The sequence below is a fragment of the Roseimicrobium gellanilyticum genome (assembly GCF_003315205.1).
In the GTDB taxonomy this organism is placed as follows: Bacteria; Verrucomicrobiota; Verrucomicrobiia; order Verrucomicrobiales; family Verrucomicrobiaceae; genus Roseimicrobium; species Roseimicrobium gellanilyticum.
The window spans coordinates 1,039,290-1,057,943 of sequence record NZ_QNRR01000001.1 but is presented as its reverse complement, the minus strand read 5'-3'; the positions used below and the strand labels follow the sequence as shown (position 1 = coordinate 1,057,943).

Annotated in this window: 14 protein-coding genes; 5 read left to right on the top strand and 9 right to left on the bottom strand. The window is 59.8% G+C overall.

Annotated features, from left to right (window positions below):
- Window positions 1-2 precede the first annotated feature (2 nt).
- From mraY to rsmH, 6 genes are read right to left on the bottom strand one after another with little or no spacing between them, the layout of a single operon-like run.
- Complete coding sequence (gene mraY, locus DES53_RS04355; RefSeq protein WP_113956950.1) at window positions 3-1,223, bottom strand: phospho-N-acetylmuramoyl-pentapeptide-transferase; 1,221 nt, start codon at window positions 1,221-1,223, stop codon at window positions 3-5.
- The gene (locus DES53_RS04350; RefSeq protein ID WP_113956949.1) at window positions 1,220-2,599 is read right to left on the bottom strand and encodes a UDP-N-acetylmuramoyl-tripeptide--D-alanyl-D-alanine ligase; all 1,380 of its coding nucleotides are present in this window, start codon (window positions 2,597-2,599) and stop codon (window positions 1,220-1,222) included. The genes mraY and DES53_RS04350 overlap by 4 nt, the downstream gene beginning before the upstream one ends.
- The gene (locus tag DES53_RS04345; RefSeq protein WP_281270118.1) at window positions 2,596-4,113 is read right to left on the bottom strand and encodes a UDP-N-acetylmuramoyl-L-alanyl-D-glutamate--2,6-diaminopimelate ligase; all 1,518 of its coding nucleotides are present in this window, start codon (window positions 4,111-4,113) and stop codon (window positions 2,596-2,598) included. Before DES53_RS04345 ends, DES53_RS04350 begins: the two co-directional genes overlap by 4 nt.
- The gene (locus DES53_RS04340) at window positions 4,110-6,074 is read right to left on the bottom strand and encodes a peptidoglycan D,D-transpeptidase FtsI family protein (protein WP_113956948.1); all 1,965 of its coding nucleotides are present in this window, start codon (window positions 6,072-6,074) and stop codon (window positions 4,110-4,112) included. Before DES53_RS04340 ends, DES53_RS04345 begins: the two co-directional genes overlap by 4 nt.
- Window positions 6,071-6,460: a hypothetical protein gene (locus DES53_RS04335; RefSeq protein ID WP_113956947.1), complete on the bottom strand. Its 390-nt coding sequence runs from the start codon at window positions 6,458-6,460 to the stop codon at window positions 6,071-6,073. Before DES53_RS04335 ends, DES53_RS04340 begins: the two co-directional genes overlap by 4 nt.
- Window positions 6,457-7,458 (bottom strand): 16S rRNA (cytosine(1402)-N(4))-methyltransferase RsmH, encoded by a 1,002-nt coding sequence (gene rsmH / locus DES53_RS04330; RefSeq protein ID WP_113957199.1) that lies wholly within the window; start codon window positions 7,456-7,458, stop codon window positions 6,457-6,459. Before rsmH ends, DES53_RS04335 begins: the two co-directional genes overlap by 4 nt.
- A gap of 673 nt (window positions 7,459-8,131) precedes the next feature.
- Here rsmH and DES53_RS04325 point away from each other — a divergent pair.
- Together DES53_RS04325 and DES53_RS04320 are read left to right on the top strand one after the other, a co-directional pair.
- Entirely contained in the window at window positions 8,132-8,533 is a 402-nt protein-coding gene (locus DES53_RS04325) for a hypothetical protein (protein WP_113956946.1), read from the top strand.
- Between the two features lie 71 nt (window positions 8,534-8,604).
- Window positions 8,605-9,363 carry an ATPase gene (locus DES53_RS04320; RefSeq protein ID WP_113956945.1) on the top strand — a complete coding sequence of 253 codons (759 nt, stop codon included), beginning with the start codon at window positions 8,605-8,607 and terminating at the stop codon, window positions 9,361-9,363.
- Window positions 9,364-9,512: 149 nt separating this feature from the next.
- Here the strand turns inward: DES53_RS04320 and DES53_RS04315 are convergent, their stop codons facing one another.
- Both DES53_RS04315 and purL read right to left on the bottom strand, forming a co-directional pair.
- Window positions 9,513-10,223 (bottom strand): phosphoribosylformylglycinamidine synthase subunit PurQ, encoded by a 711-nt coding sequence (locus tag DES53_RS04315; RefSeq protein WP_113956944.1) that lies wholly within the window; start codon window positions 10,221-10,223, stop codon window positions 9,513-9,515.
- 54 nt (window positions 10,224-10,277) lie between these two features.
- Window positions 10,278-12,680 carry a phosphoribosylformylglycinamidine synthase subunit PurL gene (gene purL, locus DES53_RS04310; protein ID WP_245958086.1) on the bottom strand — a complete coding sequence of 801 codons (2,403 nt, stop codon included), beginning with the start codon at window positions 12,678-12,680 and terminating at the stop codon, window positions 10,278-10,280.
- A 269-nt stretch (window positions 12,681-12,949) separates the two neighbouring features.
- Between purL and DES53_RS04305 the strand changes: the two genes are divergently transcribed.
- The 3 genes from DES53_RS04305 to DES53_RS04295 all read left to right on the top strand — a co-directional run bounded on the left by DES53_RS04305 (window position 12,950) and on the right by DES53_RS04295 (window position 15,228).
- On the top strand, window positions 12,950-13,453 hold the full coding sequence (locus DES53_RS04305) for a YcxB family protein (RefSeq protein WP_170156842.1): 504 nt from the start codon (window positions 12,950-12,952) through the stop codon (window positions 13,451-13,453).
- Window positions 13,454-13,553: 100 nt separating this feature from the next.
- Entirely contained in the window at window positions 13,554-14,345 is a 792-nt protein-coding gene (locus DES53_RS04300; RefSeq protein WP_147263210.1) for an endonuclease/exonuclease/phosphatase family protein, read from the top strand.
- A complete protein-coding gene (locus tag DES53_RS04295) occupies window positions 14,329-15,228 on the top strand; it encodes an endonuclease/exonuclease/phosphatase family protein (protein ID WP_113956941.1) in 900 nt (299 codons plus the stop codon). The genes DES53_RS04300 and DES53_RS04295 overlap by 17 nt, the downstream gene beginning before the upstream one ends.
- 22 nt (window positions 15,229-15,250) lie before the next feature.
- Here the strand turns inward: DES53_RS04295 and DES53_RS04290 are convergent, their stop codons facing one another.
- Complete coding sequence (locus DES53_RS04290; RefSeq protein WP_170156841.1) at window positions 15,251-18,640, bottom strand: tetratricopeptide repeat protein; 3,390 nt, start codon at window positions 18,638-18,640, stop codon at window positions 15,251-15,253.
- Window positions 18,641-18,654: the final 14 nt, after the last annotated feature.

Sequence of the window (18,654 nt, the reverse complement as noted above, 5' to 3'; positions counted from 1 at the left end):
GACTAGCGGAGTTTCAGCGTGGAAAGCGCAATGAGAGCGAAGATGATGGAGAGCATCCAGAAGCGCACGACCACCTGGCTCTCCTTCCAGCCACCGAGCTCGAAATGGTGGTGGATGGGCGACATGCGAAACACGCGCACTCCGCGCGTCTTGAAGCTCGCCACCTGGATCATCACCGAGCCAGCTTCCATGACGAACACGCCACCGACGATCAGCAGCAGGATCTCCTGCTTGCAAGCAATGGCGAGGGTAGCAATGGCGCCACCAAGCGCGAGTGAGCCCGTATCCCCCATGAACATGCGGGCGGGCTGGCAGTTGTACCAAAGGAACCCGAAACACGCTCCCACCATGGCCATGGCCACAATGGTCATCTCATCCGCGAGACGGAAGTAGGGAATGAACAGAAAGTTTGAGAAGGTGACATTGCTCGTCAAATAGCAGAATGCGGCATAAGCCAGCCCGGTACTGATGGAGCATCCGGTAGCGAGACCATCGAGGCCATCGGTCAGGTTCACCGCATTGGAGAAGCCAACGATGATGAAGGCAAAGAGAACCACGGCAAAAACACCCATGTCCTCGATGAGAGGTTCCTTGAAGCCGGGAAGCACGAGGCCGCGGTAGCTGACCGGCAGCTTCACTTCATTCAGCACCGCTGCGCCAGCCGGAGCGGCAGAAGTAACTGTGTCGGTAACGGGTGTGAAGGTGGTGCGACTGGTGGTGACGGTGCCATCCGGCATGGCGTACGCGAGCAGGTACGCAGCAACGATGGCGACGCTGAACTGCCAGATGAGTTTCGCGCGAGCGCTCACTCCCTTGGAATTCTTCTTCGCCACCTTTTCATAGTCATCCCAGAAACCGAGGAGCCCGAGCAGCAGCGTAGTAACCAGGCAGATCCACACAAGGCGATTGTGCCAGTCCGTCCATAGCAATACCGCGGCTACAAAGGTGCCCAGCATCAGCACGCCACCCATGGTGGGAGTGCCGGCCTTCTTGCCATGGAGATCAAACAACTTCTGCACCTCTTCCTTGCTGCGGATGGGCTGGCCCACCTTCAGCGATATCAGCTTGCGGATGACCCGCTCACCGAACATCAGCGACAGCAGGAATGCGGTAAGGAAGGCCGCGCCGGCACGGAACGTGTGGTAATGAAAGACATTCAACAGCTTCGCAATGAAGCTGTCCGCATCGAGATGCTCTCGCAGTTCTGTTAGCCAATGAATCATGGGGAGGTTTCCAGGTGATTGAGAACCTGCTCCATCGCCGTGGAGCGGCTCCCTTTCAACAAGACAGCATCACCTTCCTGAAGCCATGCGCGGAGATGCGCGGCGCACTCGTCGTGTGAAGCGAAGTTTCTGCTTTCACCCTGTCCGCCGCTGGCGGTGAAAGCATTGGAGATCAACGCTGCTTCCGGGCCCACGGTGTACACCGCGCCCATGCCGCAGCGCGCGGCAAATTCACCCACCTCGCGGTGGCCCTGCTCGGCATGCGGCCCAAGCTCACCCATGCGGCCAAGCACCGCCACCCGGCGACCCTTCACCTGCATGGTCTGCAAGGTCTTGAGCCCCGCTTTCATGGAATCGGGATTGGCGTTGTAGGAGTCATCAAGGAATACCACCCCGCGCCAGGACTTCACCTGCAGGCGGCCCTTGGTAAGCGACGCGGCGCCGAGAGCGGCCGCGATATCTTCAGGTGATACACCATGATGCCAGGCACAGGCGGCGGCCAGCGCTGCATTTCCCACCATGTGCTCTCCCGGGACCGCGATCTGAATCTGGACTTGCGCTGTTCCAGCAAAGTCGAGGGTGAACCGCGTACCCTGGGCGCCACTTTCATGGATGGTCGCACGCACGTCGCCAGCATTCACGCCCGCGGTGATGACACGGGCCTTGCAACGTGCGGCGATGGCCGGGGTGAATTCATCATTCGCGTTCAGCACCACAACGCCTTTCTCATGCACGGCCTCCGCGAGCGTCCCCTTCTCCAGAGCAATGGCTTCGCGTGAGCCCATGTACTCGATGTGGGCAATGCCGATATTCGTGATGATGGCAGCATCCGGACGGGCGATTTCGGCCAGTGGAGCAATCTCCCCAGGATGGTTCATGCCCATCTCCACCACCCCGCAATTCTGGGGTTCCTCCATGCTGAGCAGCGTAAGGGGCACACCGATGTGGTTGTTCAGGTTCCCGGCGGTGGCCATGGCCTCGTACTTCTTTCGCAGCACGGCAAGCGTGAGGTCCTTGGTGGAGGTCTTCCCATTGCTGCCAGTGATACCAACGATGAGTGGCTTGAGAAGCTGGCGATGGCGCGCGGCGAGCTTCTGCAGCGCGACCAATGTGTCCGGCACTTCGATCACGGCACAGCTCAGTGAGCCTGCATCCGCGGGCAGCTTGCTTACCACCACTGCGGTGGCGGCAGCTTGCGAGGCTTGATTCACAAAGTCATGACCATCGAACTTGTCCCCCACAAGAGCGATGAAAAGCTGACCCGCCACGAGTTTGCGCGAGTCTGTGCTGACACTACGGCAGATGCGCTGGGTATCGCCTTTGATGAGCTTGCCCTCACAGAACTCGACCACCATCTGGACGGTGAGCGGGATCATGGGCGCCCCCCCTCCTGCTGTTTCTTCAGGCGGATCTCACCCTTGATGCGCGTATTGCGATCAAGAAGCTGGCGGGCAATCTTCCGGTCATCGAAGTCATGCTTCACGCCCTGGATGTCCTGATAGGGCTCATGGCCCTTGCCTGCGATGACGATGATGTCCCCATCCCGCGCCCCTTGCAGTGCGGTGTCGATGGCCTTCTTGCGCTCCACGACGAGCACATGGCTTTCGCGGGTGAAGCCCTTGCGAGCATCTTCCATGATACGCTGCGGATCCTCCGTACGGGGATTGTCGCTGGTAAGGATGCACACGTCGCTGCTGTCCTCCACGGCCTTGGCCATGAGGGGACGCTTGAGGCGATCGCGATCGCCACCACAGCCGAAGACCGTAATGATGCGCGAAGGACGAAGCGCACGTGCTGTGGAGAGCGCATTGACCAAGCCGTCCGGCGTATGAGCGTAGTCCACGAAGACGTGAAAGCGGCTGTTATCTGGAGACACACGCTCCATGCGCCCTGGAATCTGCGGTGCCTGCGCCATGGCGCGAACGGCCTCACGCAGGTTGCAACCCGCGGCATACGCGCCTGCGACCGCAGCCACAGTGTTGTACACGTTGAACTGGCCAATCAACGGCGTGCGCACGAGGAACTGGCGCCCCTTGTGATGCAGCTCAAACGTCGTGCCGGTGAGTTCATACCGGGGATCTCCCACCCGGAAGTTTGCCAGCGGACCGAAGCCGTACGTCACCAGCCCGGGATGCGACTGGAACTTATCTGCCAGCAGACGCCCCCACTTGTCATCGATGTTGATGATGAGCTTGCCCTTGGGATGGGCCGCGGTCATCTCGAAGAGTTTCATCTTCGCGATGAAGTAGTCCTCCATCGTGCCGTGATAGTCGAGGTGGTCCTGGGTGAGATTTGAAAAGATGGCCACCTCGTACGGCACACCATGCACACGATGCTGATGCAAGGCGTGCGAGGAGACCTCCATGGCCACGGCGCGGCAGCCATTCTGCACCATCTCCGACAGCAGTCCCTGGAGTTCCAGGGACTCCGGCGTGGTGTGCGTCGCAGGCTTCAGATTGCCCCCGGTATCAAAGACCACCGTACCGAGAAGACCGCAGCGGATCTGCGCGTGATTCATCAGGTGATGCAGGAGAAAGGCCGTTGTAGTCTTCCCATTGGTGCCAGTCACGCCTACTGGCTTGAGCTTCTTCTCGGGATGATCATAGAACGCCTCGGCCATCTCCGCGAGGGCGATGCGGCTGTTCTTCACGTGGAGCCACACGGCATTGCAGTCATCGGGTGGCGCAGTCTCAGCCACAATGGCGGAAGCGCCCTGCTCCAGAGCCTTGCCCGTGAAGTCATGGCCGTCCGTCTTGCTGCCACGCAGGGCGAAAAACACGGCACCGGCCTTCGCCTTGCGTGAATCATAGGTGAGCGATTCCACCTCGGTATCGAGGCTGCCGCTCACGACGGGTTTTTCCAGGTTTTTGATTAGGTCACGAATCTTCACTGTCCTTCTCCTTTGCGATCGGATGCGGTTACGGTCTTGCCGTTGTAAGCGATGGCCATGGTCCGCAAGCAGCGATCCATGAGCTGGGCAAAGATGGGTGCGGCGAGCTTGCCGCCGCTCACGGTCTCCTCCGACTCGGAGGGATCGTCCACCACGATGATGGCGCACAAGCTGGGATTGTCCGCTGGGGCAAACCCGGCAAAGGACACGCAGTAGTGACCTTCATGCACACCTCCACGACCGACTGACTTGTAGAGCTGAGAGGTCCCGGTCTTTCCGGCCACCATGATTTCATCAACGGCCGCGCGAGCACCGGTACCCTTGGGATTCTCCACGACACCCACCATGGCCTGTGTCATGAGTTTCGCGGTCTTATCGCTGCACACACGGCGCACCACCTGAGGCTCAAACTGACGCACCAGATCCCCTTTCTCATCGCGAATCTCCTTCACGATTTGCGGCTTCATCAGTTTGCCTCCATTCGCAATCGCCGCCACGGCCATGCACATCTGCAAAGGCGTGACCGTCATGGCGTGTCCGTAGGCCATGCGCGAGAAGGTAAGGCCATCCCACGTCGGTGTGCCAGGCTTGTGCACCACACCGCCTGATTCATTCGTGAGATCAATTCCCGTCGGTGCGCCGAAGCCGAAGTCCCGCACGCTCTTGAGGAAGCGCTTTTCTCCAAGCCGGGCAGCAAGCAGATAGGCGGCGCGGTTGCTCGACTGCGCAAAGGCCTGCATCACGCTGACATTGCTCTGGCAATGATCGCTGATGTTCAGCTTCGCAAAGGTGCGCAGTGAAGGATCGATGTTCAGCATCTCATTGGGCCAGGCCAGCTTTGCATCGAAGGCCGCCGCATAAGTCACCACCTTGAACACGGAACCTGGCTCATACGGGGTGCTCACGGCGAGATTCGGCGTCACGCCATTCGCCGCATCGCGACGAATATGCGGACGGCTCGCCATCGCGAGGACTTCGCCGCTGTTTGGCTCCACCAGCACGGCGATGATGCGCTTCGGCCGGTAGTAGTCATTGGCCTCCTCCAGCACTTCTTCCAGGGCGTCCTGCAAGTGCAGGTCGATGGTGAGCATGACATCATGCCCATGGGCGGGCTGCGCCGTTTCACCGCGGAAGGCGGTAAGTTCCCGCCCCTTGCGATCGCGCTCGATCCACTGGTAGCCATCGCTGCCGGTCAACTCGGCATTGAACACCGCCTCGATGCCTTCCAAGCCTACCTGCAAACGGCGAGCTTGGGGATGCAAGGCGAGCGCATCATTGCTGATGAGATCTCCTGTCGTTGGATCCGCGTACCGGTCATTCACATAACCCAGCACATGCGTAAGCCGATCTTCCGAAGGATAGCAACGGCGGACGAATGGACGCATGGTGACGGCCACGATGCGATTCTGCTCCAGCATCGTGCGCCAGTTCGCCGCCTGGTCCTCTGTCATGGGCTCAAGCCAGGCGAACTCCTTGCGGTCTTCACGGGTCAGCACGCGCTCCATCTCCGCCAACGCTCCCTGCGATGGCTCAGTCGTATTCTCCACCGTGCACGCCAGCAACCGGGCAATGTGCTGACGATAGCGCGTGAAGATCTCCTCCGGTTCCATCTCGCGGGAGATGGCCTTGGGTGCGCGCTTCTCGAGAATGGCGAGGCGGGCGGTGACGTCATTGATGTCACGCATGCGATGCGTGTGCACCCAGAGCTGGTGCAGCACCTTGTCATGCGCCAGCAGTTCACCATTGCGATCACGGATGGGGCCGCGCATCGCGGGCAGCACGCGCTTGGTACGGAGCATCGCCTCCGTGCGAGCGAGCCACAGCTTGTGCTCCTTCACCTGAACCTGATGCAACCTCCAGGCAACAGCGCCGAAGCAGCCCAGCAACACCACCGTCACCAGCACGAGACGTGCGGGCAACCAGCGGTTGGTATCTGGAGGGGCTTTTTGCGAATTCTTCATGGATTGTCCGTGCCCTCCTTCCGTTCAGGTTCCGGCACCTTGGCCACCGGCACGGCGGGTATGGTGACAATGTTCTTCTTCTCGATCTCCTTGAGCTGTGTGCGCTGCGCAGCAAGGCGATCCTTGAGATGCTTCGGCGCAAGCACTTCCTTGATGTTCAATTCCAGCGCGCGGATCTCCTGCTGGAGCGACGCGATCTGGCGCTCCACGGCCTGCTGGTCGCGACCGATGGCGTGCGTCTTGTTTTTCACAAGCGTCTTCGCCAGCGCAGCACCACCCACGGTCACTGCAATGAACATGAGCACAATGCCAAGACCGAACTGCGACGGCTGGACCGTACGCGGCTCGTTGCGGCGGCGGGGCATGTTGATCTCCTCGCGCTTCATGCGGACTGGGGCAGGCGTTCCGCCGCACGCAGCTTGGCACTGCGTGCGCGGGGATTGCGTTTCAATTCGGCTTCCGTGGCCTCGACGGGCTTGCGTGTCAGCAAGCGCATGCAAAAATCCGGATTGCGCCTCGGCTCCGGCCACTCGGGGCGATCCAGCCACTCAGTCGAGTAGCGAGCCAGCGCCTGCTTCACCGGGCGGTCCTCTCCCGAGTGGAACGAGATCAACGCAACACGTCCGCCGGGCTTCACCCAGCGTGGCACCTGCGCGAGGAACTCATCCAGCACAGTCATTTCATCATTCACCGCAAGGCGCAGTGCCTGGAAGGTCAACGTGGCAGGATGCGTCTTCTTCCCATGCCGTGGGATGACGGACTCAATCACCTGCGCCAGATCCAACGTGGTCTCAAAGAGGCGCTGCTCACGGCGTTTGACGATGGCGCGCACGATGCGTGGCGCCTGCCGCTCCTCGCCATACTCACGCAGGATGCGCACGAGTTCCCCGGGCTCCGCATGATTGACCAGGTCGGCTGCCGTCTGGCCATCTTCCCGATTCATACGCATATCAAGGGGACCCTCCCGAATGAAGGAGAAGCCACGCGGTGCATCATCAAGTTGATGGGAAGAAACGCCGAAGTCAGCCAAGATGCCATCTACCGCCGAGATGCCCGCCTCTTCCAGCACATGGGGGAAGTAGCGGAAGTTCGACTGGTAGGAGCGGAAGCGTGAGCCGTACTGCTGCAGGCGCAGCCGGGCATGCGCCAGCGCTTCTGAATCCTGATCGAGGGCGATGACCTCAGCACCCGCCGCCAGGAGCAGTTCGCTATGACCGCCCCCCCCAAGAGTGCAGTCGAGGAAGAGCTTGCCAGGAGAAGGTTGCAGGAAGTGCAGAACCTCCTCCGGAAGGACGGGTGCGTGATAGGCAAGGGGATCGAAGACCGGCTCAGGGGACCGCGATGCACCAGCGCCGCCAGACTCCCACTGGGGCAGGGCTGGCATGGATGCCAGGACTCCCATTGCAGGCATAGCGGCCTCCAGTGGCCATCGATTCAAGCCCCCCACAAGGCCCCGCAGGGCGCTCCTACCCCAAGCCGCGAGGCTAACCTGCACTCCCGGATTCGTCCTCCAGAGTGGGGCGGGCAGGGTCACGGGGTATGGCATTGCGGTCAAAAAGAAGCAGAAACAACGACGGAACTTGCCAGAGACACCCAAAAAATCAGCACTTCTTAAGTATCAAGAATTTTGTCCTTTGGCAATCATGGAAAATTGAAAATGCTGTGATGGGAATGTGGCTTCCCGCACAGGCGTGGGACGGCTGTCCTTAGGGCTGATTCCCCCCAAGTCAACGCCCCTTGCCCGGCAATTTTATAAGGGAGCCCGGGCGGAATGGAACAAGGACCGGTCCGGCCCGGGCGGGCACCCGACGTGCCGGCTAAAAATCCCAATCCAAAGGCCGAAGGTGGCGCGAAGTTTTGCAAAAATGTGTCTCTTTTGCCCAGCGATGCATGCTCTCCACCATACTGAAGAGCAAAAACACCTCCTCGATATGCATGGAAATTTTAATAAATGCATCCACATCAGGAATGCTTTATAAATATCAACAAAAATTTATAGACTGCTTTTGCGGCTCTCTTAGACTTCCAAGGCAGTTGCCTTGGTGCCCACCAGCCTCATGAAGCTCTCCCAGAATCCCTTTTCGCGCCCCAACGCGATTGACCGCTCCCTGCAGGCGGAGGTGGAGAATTTGCGCCTGGGCCTCGCGTCACTCACTTCCGAGCCAGAACTGTTGAATGAGGTGGCCTTATGCCTGGCCTATCTCTCACTAGGTGAGCATGGGCGCGCCAGTCTTGCCCTCGACTTGGTTCACGAATACCGGACCCAACTCGACGACGCCTCCCAGCATCTCAATGCAGTCCGGAAAGCATCCTTCGACTCGCTGCTGCGTCGCATTGAGGCCATTGCTCAAATCCAGGCGACGCGCACAGCCCTTCAAACGGGGATGCAATTCCACACGTCCCACTACGATCGCCCGATGGACTTGGGCGAGGGCTCCAGGATTTCATCGGCCGCTTGAGCCGTTCGCAGGGCCCTGAACCATGTCAGGCTTGACGCTGTGCATGGCCCAACCTTCCGTGGCTGCAACGTATGCGCATCCCGGACGAGTCCCCCACCCTGCTCCTGATCGGCGGATGCAATGGCACGGGCAAGACAACCTTTGCACGACGGCTGCTACCAGCAGAAGGTATTGAGCGCTTCCTGAATGCGGATGAACTGGCTCGAGGTCTTTCCCCCCTCAAACCGGAACTGACGGCTCTCCGCGCAGGCAGGCTCCTTCTGGAAGAGGCGCGGCGACTGATCGATGCCAGATCCTCGTTCGGCTTGGAAAGCACTCTGAGCGGCAAGACTTATGCACGCCTCTTGGAGGAGGCCAAGACAGCCGGATTTGTCATCATGCTGCACTTTCTCGTGGTACCCTCACCGGAAGTTGCTATCGAGCGCGTGGCGCAACGGGTGCAGAAGGGCGGACATCATGTGCCTGATGCAGACATTCGTCGGCGTTTCCGGCGGAGTGTGGAGAACTTTCTGCATACCTACGTGTCACTCGCGGATGCGTGGAAGGTGTGGGACAATGAGCTCAATACCTTTACTCCGATTGCCGATAGCGAAAATCACTCGTATGATGAGGTGAGTGACCTTCTGACTCGTATGACACTCAAGGAAGACAAACCGCGGATAGTCACCCCGTCCACCGAGCGGGCGATGCGAGCCATGCAACTCGCCTACGAGGACGCGAAAGCAGAAAACGCCCGCTGGGGCCTACCAATGATCCCGCAAGAGTGGGATCCGCGCATCGAGCCCGTTTACACCGGCAAGAAGAAAGCCACGAGCACGAACACCACCTAAGAGGCATCGCTACTCAAGGAGTGAGAGTATTCCTTGAAGCGACGAACCGCTCAATCGCCACCAGTTCCTATCTGCGCCTTTTGCGTCTCTCTGCGGCTCATCCAGCAAATGAACCACGCCGCAACGCGCGACTTAGCATACCGTATTCTCTACTTCATCGCCGCGAACACGCTGCGGAACATATAGTAACCCCAGCCGTGCTCAGCACCGCTCCAGTCGGCATCATAGTGATGCTGCTTCCAGAGGAAACGCTCGGGGTGTGGCATGAGGCCGAAGACGCGACCGGTTTCATCCTGGAGGCCAGCGATCTGATGGGTGCTGCCGTTCACATCGCTGGTGTAGAGCAACGCGGCGCGGCCGTTCTTCACGTAGTCACCTGCGGCATCTTCGATGCCCACGAAGCGACCTTCCGCGTGTGCGACAGGAAGCTCGAATTCATCCGGCACTTCGCTGAGATAGGGGCTGGCGCTGTTCTTCTTCAGGCCCGCCCAGCGGCAGAGGAAGCGGCCGCTGGTGTTGTGAATGAGGCTGCCTTCAGGCAGCAGATGAAGCTGCGTGAGGATCTGGAAGCCGTTGCAGATGCCCATGGCATAGCCGCCCTTGTCCACGAACTTGCGCAGGCCATCACCCAGCTTGGAAAGCGTCGTAAGCTTCGCAAAGCGACCTGACATCACATAGTCCCCGTAGCTGAAGCCACCGGAGAAGACGACCATCTGCACATCATCAAGCGCATGAGGCTCCAGCAAGGCACTGGGCAGCACCTGCGTCTTGAAACCCACGGACTGAAGTGCGCGGGCTGTTTCAGCATCGCAATTGGTGCCGGGGAACTTGAGGAGGAGTGCTTTCGGAGTAGCGGCCATTGAAGGAGGAGAAGAGAGAAAGGATACGTGGGGCGGAGAAACGGGAGATGAGGATCAATAGTAGTTCACCAGACCCTCTTTCCAAATCGGCTTGAGCTCAGCGATAGAGGCATTGATGAGCGGCTCGCCACCCTTGGTGATGTTGAGCTTTCCATCCGCCGTGGTTTCACCGATGACCGGGAAGCCCAGCGCCTCTGCGAGGTGGGCGTTCTCAGGAGCAACTTCTAGCACGATACGACCGGGCGTTTCACCGAAGAGGAGTTCCGCGGTCTCGCAGGCACCCTTCGTCGGCAGCTTCGCGAGATCCACACTGAGGCCCGCCTTACCGGAGAAGCCCATCTCAGCAAGCGCGACGCCGAGACCGCCTTCGCTGATGTCATGCGCGGAGAGCACCACGCCCTTTTCCACGAGCGTGTAGTACGCGCGGTAGTTTTCGAGCGCCTTGGCCTCGTCGAAGTTCGCCGGCTGTCCCGCCTGGGATTGCATCCCCTTCACCAGCACCGCGCCGCGAAGGCCGGGAGTGGTATCACCCACGAGGCAGAGCTTGCTGCCTGTGCGGCGCACGCTGGCACCCACGATGTGCTTGGCATCTTCCACCACGCCAAAGCCGCTCACGAGCAACGTGCACGGGATGGATACGGGACCTTCGTCCGTCTTGAAGTAGTTGTAGAAGCTGTCCTTGCCGGAGACGAAGGGCGTGCCGTAGGTCTCGGCGGTCTGCGCCATGCCCTTGCAAGTTTCCACGAGAGCGCCGAGTTCACGGTGGTCGTCAGGATTGCCAAGGCAGAAGTTGTCGAGGATGGCGATGCGCTCGGGATTCGCGCCCATGGCCACGAGCTGGCGCACGCACTCATCCACACACGCGCGCCCCATCGCAAACGGATCGTTCTTGCCCCACTCAGGAAGCAGCGCGAGACCGAGAGCCACGCACTGCTGGCTGCCATCCACGCGGATGACGGAGCCATCCTGTGGTGCGTCACCTTGTGCGCCGGCGAGCGGCTTCAGCAAGGTGTTGCCCTGCACTTCGTGATCGTATTCACGAATGATGGGCTCGCGGGAGACGATGGTGAAGTCCGCGAGCAATCCACGCAGCAGATCTTCCCAGCCTTCTTCGAAGGTGAACCCGGCAGTTTCATCCGTGGACTCCGTCCATTCGCCCTTCATGTGGCGGCGAGGTGCCTCGTGAAGCTTGCGGCAATCGAGTTCGCACACCATTTCGCCGTGGTGCTTCACTTTGAGAATGCCGGTGCCGTCGGCCTTGGCCAGCACGCACAGTTCGGTCTCGTAGACAGCTGCGAGCTTCTGCATCGCTTCGAGGTCTTTCTCCTCAATGGCGATGACCATGCGTTCCTGGCTCTCGCTGATGAAGACCTGCCAGCTTTCCAAACCTGGCTCCTTGAGCGGGGCATGGTCCAGCCACACTTCCCCACCGACTTCGCTGAGCATTTCACCAGCCGCGCTGCTGAAGCCACCGGCGCCACAGTCCGTGACAAACTGAATCAATCCCTGCGCACGTGCCGCGAGGATGAAATCAGCCGCTTTCTTCTCTTCGATCGGATTGCCAATCTGCACCGCTGTCTGGTCTTCCTCGTGGCTCGCCGTGGTCAGCGAGACACTGGAGAACGTCGCGCCCTTCAAGCCATCGCGCCCCGTACGCCCGCCCGCTGCAATGAGCAGGTGGCCCGGCTTCACTTCCTTGTCGATGTCGCCAATCGGGATGACGCCCATCGTGCCGCAGAACACGAGCGGATTGTAGATGTAGGTATCGTCGAACTGGATGGCGCCGGCCACCGTGGGGATACCCATGCGGTTACCGTAGTCGCGCACGCCGCGCACCACGCCACGCATGACGCCGAGCGGGTGGATCACATCCTTGGCCTTGATGTCTTCCTGCTTCGTATCAGGCGGGCCAAAGCAGAACACGTCGAGCGAGGCGATGGGTTTGGCACCCTTCCCTGCGCCTAGAATGTCACGAATCACACCGCCAAGGCCGGTGTTCGCACCTGCGTAGGGTTCGATGGCGCTGGGGTGATTGTGCGTCTCCACCTTGAGACACACCGCCAACTTCTCATCCAGCTTCACAAAGCCGGCATTGTCCGTGAAGGCGCTGAGCACGAAGCCCGGCTTCTTTGCCATGATGCGAGCCGTCACCGCCTTGACATAGGTCTTGTAGAGGCTGTCGATGACTTCTGCCTTCCCGTTCACACTGTGCTCGATACGCGCGCCAAAGATGCGGTGCTTGCAGTGCTCGCTCCATGTCTGGGCGATGACCTCCAGTTCCACGTCCGTGGGTTCGCGCTTCTCCTCCTGGAAGATTTTCTGCACCGCGAGCATGTCCTCGCGGGAGAGGGAGAGCTTGTGTTTCTGACTCAGTGCGAGCAGTTCATCCCCAGAAAGCGAGGTGATGGGGATGTGACGGAAAACGGCGCGGCCGGTGGCGGTAGGATGAGTTTGCAAGGCGCGGGAAGCAGCTTGTGGTGGACCCATGCTTTGCCCCCGGATCCGGGCCGGGTCAATGGCGGGGGTGGAGAAAGTGGCGAGACCGTCCCAGGCTTGATGTGAGCTCCTGAGACCGGCCATGGAAATGAACTTGTCCTTTCCGGAGATGAAATGCTATTCCAAGCGATCGTAGCGTTGGATACGCTACCTTACGGGATCGCCCGGCCTTTCTCCACCACATGCAAAACGAGCTTTCATCGCAACAGCGGACCAGCGGCACCCCGCCCATGAGCGTACGATTCACCATCACCTACTGGGACTATCTGGCGTTCAGCGCTTATCACTATCTGCACTCGCCTCTGATCCTGGGGATCTACGGCATTTGCTTCGCGTTGGTCACTTACGTGAATGTGGGGGTGGTGTCCGAGGTGAACACGACAGCGGGAAAGCTCATCACATTCGTCATCCTGGAGACGGTAGTCTTTGGCTTTCTGGTTCTCGTTCTCGGGATCACCACTGTGTTGGGGATCATTTCCCGCCGGAACAAGACCGTCCTGACCGAGCACACCATCACCGTCACGGATGATTTCCTGGCGGAGGAAACCGTCTACAACAAGACAGAACAGAAATGGGCAGGCGTCCAAAAAATCGCCCGTACCAACCGCCACCTGATCATCTATATCGCCCAGCATCTGGCCCACATCATTCCGCTTCGCGCCTTTGCAGACAAGGCTTCATCGGATGCATTCGATGAGTTCTGCAGGAAAAAGGTCGAAAGTGCACGGCGATAGCTGCCATGTTTCGCCTTGTCCCCAAGTCCCAAAGGAGCTAGGGACATCTGCCACTTTCAGTTCCATGGCGGCGATCCAGAGACGGCATTCTCCAACACGCGTGAGTACATTTCTCCTCGCGGGTTCATTGCTGCTGACATTCAGTGCAGGCTGCACGGCATCCAAGAAAAACGCGTCCCTCACGACCGGGGTACAACGTGGTGCGGCAATCAAATTTCCGACCGGGGTGAGCAGCAAACTGGCCCGCCACGAGGAACCTGTATTCCCTTCCTATGAGGAAGCCCTGGTCCTGATGAAGAATCCCGAGCCGCAGGGCAGGCTCAAGTCTAAACTCGACACGCTCTGGCGCACTCCCATCATCGACAACAGCGCCTATCTCTCGGGCAAGCGCCCACTACAGGCCAGCACACCGACCCTTGGCAACTTTCTGCGTGTAGCGAGCTGGAACATCGAGAAGTCACTGCACATCACCAGCGCCGCGGAAGCCCTCGGTTCCCAGTCTTCTTACGAGAGCATGCTGCGTGAGCAAGAGCGCACGCCGGGAAAACGCACGCTCGCCGAGCTGCTACGCCAGCGGGAGCGCCTCGCCACGGCAGACGTCATCTTCCTCCAGGAAATGGACATTGGCGTGAGCCGCTCTGGCTACGTGGACGCTGCGCGCACCCTGGCGAAGGCGCTTGGCATGAACTACGCCTACGCCGTGCAAGCGGTGGAGGTGGATCCCGTGATGCTTGGTCTGGAGCCAGCGGCCATCGACAGGGATGGTACGAAACACTTCCTGCCCATCGACAAGGCACGCTACAAGGGAGGCTTCGGCTCCGCGATTCTTTCTCGCTACCCCATCGTGAATGCCCAGGTGGTGCCCCTGAAAAAAAGTGTACGACTGGTATGAAGGGGAACGGAAGATCGCAGACCCCGTCGAGCATGGTCGTCGCATCGGAAGCAAGATCGCCTTCGACTCCGAGATACGCCGTGAATTGAAAGTAGGCGGCCGCTGTTTCTTCCGCGTGGACATCGCAGTGCCACAGGTGCCCGGTGGTGTGGTGACTCTGGTGAACAATCACCTGGAGATCAAAACGACCCCCAAAGGCCGCGAAGAACAAATGGTGGAGATTCTTGGCCGCATCAAAAATGTGCCCCACCCCGTGATCATGGCAGGCGACCACAACTCCGCGCCCGAAGATCTCAGCGCCACCTCCCTGGTAAGGGTGGTGTGGCGTCAGGTGAACACGCCAGAAGCGTTGCTCGACACAGCCGCGAGAGTTTCTGACCTCGTCACCGGCACCGTAGTACCGGGCTACCGCGAGCGCAGTATCGTGAATGTGCTGAAGAACTTCCAAAATCCTCTCGCTCCAGACATTCCCATTCTCCTCCCCAATCCGGTGCGCGGCATGTTTGAGCAGGTGCGGGATCATCGGTTCGCGGATGGAACTTCTTTCGACTTCAGGGGGGATGCGGATCGCTCCATCAACCGGAACTCGCGCACGCTCGCAAACAGCAACGAGCACCGTCGCTGGGGACACCGCACTACCTTCAGCGTGCGCCGTCCCATTGGCCCCGTTGGGCGGTACCGGCTGGACTGGTTCTTCGTTCGCTCGGGTCACCTCAAGGATCCCAACGATGACAACGCCCCTTATGTGCTGGCGCCTCACTACGGAGAAACCCTCGCGGAATTCAACGACAGTGTGAAACCCAAGTTCTCAGACCACCGCCCGATCGTGGTGGATATTCCGCTGCAGGAACCACCTGCTGCTGCGAAGCTGGATACCCATTGAAGGAAGCTGAGCAACTCAGCACTTATCTCTGGGGGTTGGCCAGGGCATTCATCCCCGCGGCATCCAGCATCGTCTTTGTCATCTGAGCCATGGGGCTGTCTTTACCCATGATGGCGACGGCGCTTTCGTGAGCCTGTTTGGCAGCCTGGAAGGCCTCCATGTTGCGATTGAGTGAAAGATAGGCATGGGCCATGCTCGCCCGTACTTCGATCATCACGGGATGCTTCTCTGTGCCAGGGTGCTTGAGAATTTTCTCGTTGATCAAGTGAAGCTGCAAGGCCTCCTCCCACTGCCCACCCCGTGCATGCATGAGCGCAAGACGGTGACGCGTGAGCACGGTCGCCACGGCTTCCGCTCCGGCAATACGCTCGCTGTCCGCCAGGATGATCTTGGTTTCTGCGACAGCGAGATTCCTCAGGCCCTGGCCTTCCAGAGCAGCGGCAATGCCTTCACGCACATACAGGGCGGACTCTGAGAACTCCCCGAAAAGACGCTTCACCGGTGTTTCGATGCGGAACGCCAGGGTGTGGGCAGCGTGAAAATCATTCTTCTGCAGATACCAGCGCAGAAGCTTCACCTTCAGAAGCAGCGTGTTGCCTTCTTCCTCGCCGTATTTCTCGGCCATCCGCTTGGTGAGTGCCTGAAGGGCTTCGCCCGTATCGGGAGCGTTGGCCACGATCTTCAGTTCCAGCAGGATGTTCTCCAAATGAAGCGTGGTGTGGTTCGCAGGACCAACCGCCGCCGTACTCGCCTCCACCAAGAGATTTCCCAAGGTGGTGGCCGCCTGCACATTGCCACGCTCCGTTTGCACTGCCACGACCTTCTGCAGGAAGCGTGGCACGACACGACCTTGATCTTCACCGAGCTTCTTGAGCACCTCGGCGGCTTGTTTCGTGTGCTCACGCGCGGCATCGATGCGATTGCAAAGCACGGCCTCCCGCGCCAGGCTAAGATGGCCACTCAGGGAACTCACCGTGCCCTCGCCGGTCACCTCGGTGACGACCTTCAGGTAGATGGCAAACTTCTCGAGTGCCTTTTCGTGTTCCTTGCTGTCAGCCAGGGTCTGCGCTTCATCAAAGGCGTCGTAGACACGCCTCTTCTGCGCGAGGGAGGTGTTCGGAGGGAAGAAGATGCCCGCCTTCTCCTGCTGTTCTGAAAGTTGGTTCTGGGGTTTGATGCGGGAAAACTGCACCGCATGCATGAGCGCAGGAATCGGCAGCGGTCCCTTCCGCTTCAAGCTCTGCGACAGGAGGCGAATGGGCTCGTCATCATAGAAAAACTCCTTCAGACGAGGCTCCAGCGCTTCCAGCACCTTGCCTTCCTCCTCGTCATTGCCGGTCAAATGCAGCAGCACTGCCTCCAGGCAGCGCATGCGGACAAAGGGCACGTCCGTTTCGCTGGCACCCATGGCTCGCATCTGCGTCAAGTTCCGGGACAGGAGATCCCGCGCCTCCGCCTGCTTTCCGTTGGCCAGATTCACCCACACCACCATGTTCGCCAGAGAGAGCTGGTGCCAGTCCATCATGCCCTGCCTCCGCTGTAGCAAAAGATCAAAGTCCGCAGCGACGGCCTCTGCATCCTTGGCGCGATTTTGCAGAATCAGACTGAGCCCCAGAAGCGACTTGAATTGCAAGGCGTCCATGTCGTCTTCGCTGAAACCCGTGGTACTGCGCATACCCTGTCGCGCAACAGTCTCCGCCTCAGAACTCCTGCGGACATACGCCAGCATTTCACCGTACCCCAGCAGGGACTTCAGCGTCAGCGTATGCGTCACCCCCAGCGTCTTCTCCGCAGTCAGCAATGCCTCAATGTAGTTGCGCTCCGCATCTTGATACTTCCGGGCATCGGCATAGTTGAAGGCGAGATTGATCCGGCTCTTCAATGTGTCCGGATGATCCGGACCCATGACGCGGATACGCTGTTTCAACAGCTTGCTCTGGATGTTGAAGGACTCCTCCACCTTGCCCATTTGGAACAGGGTGATGGCCACGTTATTGACGGCCTTCAAGGTGTAGGGATGCAGCGGACCGAGGGTCGCGGAATTGTATCTCCATACGCCTTCAAAGAGGGGAAGCGCCTCCACCGCATTGCCGCTCTGCCTCAGCACGTCCGCAAGGTAGATCCGGGAAAACCACGTCGCTGGGTGATTGTGGCCCTGCAACTCCTCACGGAGATCCACCAGATTGCGCAGGTGAAGCTCCGCGCCACGCAGGTCACCGCGGGCGATTTTGCACGCAGCCAGGTCATTCACCGAGTCCAGCACGATGGGATGATTGGTCCCCAATGCCTTGGTCCTCTGATCCAGGGCGGCATTGAAGAGCCGCTCAGCTTCATCCAGCTTGCGCTCCTCCATCAGGATGTGGGCGAGGTTCGCCCGCAGATCCTGCATGAGCCGTGAGCTCTCCCCCGGATCTTTGGCACAGCGCTCCACCGCATCCCGCAATACCTGCTCCGCCTCCGCCAGCTTCCCTCGTGCACTCAGGCAGTCCGCGATGCCCTCCCGGAACGGAAGAATCTCCGGACTGTCCGGCCCAAGGAAGTCTTCAAGGGATTTGGCCAGATCGCGAAAGTCCTGCTCCGCATGCTCATGCTTACCCTGATCATACATGATGGACGCAAGCTGGTGCTGGGCCCGGAAGGTGAGCGGATGCCGGGGACCGAACTCATCCATGACAATCATCATCACCGCACGGAACTCCGCCAGCGCCTCGTCGAACTTGCTCTGCTTCTGGAAGCAATGTCCCAACCGCTCACGTGTCGCACAGGTCTGGAGTGACAACGGGCCAAACGTCAGCATGTCCGCCGCGAGAATGACCCTGAGCTGCTCCTCAGCCCCCTGATAGTTGAGCATCATGGTGTACACGTAGGCCAGGTTCTCCCGGCTCGTGAGGGTATCCGAGTGACCCGGGCCAAGCCTCTTTGCCCGCAGGGCGATGATGGCCTTCAGCTCCTTCTCGGCTTCCGGAAGTTTCCACCGCGCAATCAACAGACTCGCAAGAAGATGGCACGTACGGAGAATGTCCGGATCATCCTTCTCCAGATGCTCGCGCTGTAGCGCATAGGCCTCATGCAGCTTCTTTTCCCCATCGGGTTTTCCCAGACGAAGCAGCGCATCCGCAAGGTCCACCTGATTTCTCAAAGTGTCGGGATGGGACTTCCCCTTGAGTCGGATCAGCACGGCGTCGGCAAATCCGTAAGCCGTTGCCGCTCGTTCATAAAGCCCCCAGCCCATGAGACTGTCCGCCTGCTCCCGGAGCTGCCTCCAGTAAGGCACGGAAGACCAGCCTTGGGTCCGGATGATGTCCCGTCCGGTGTGCCGGTGCTCTACGGAAGGTCCCGCCTGTACCCAGGACCCGGCACCACACGCGGCCATGGCAGACGCGACCAGCACCGCAACCCACCGGCTGCGCATACACGACTGAAACC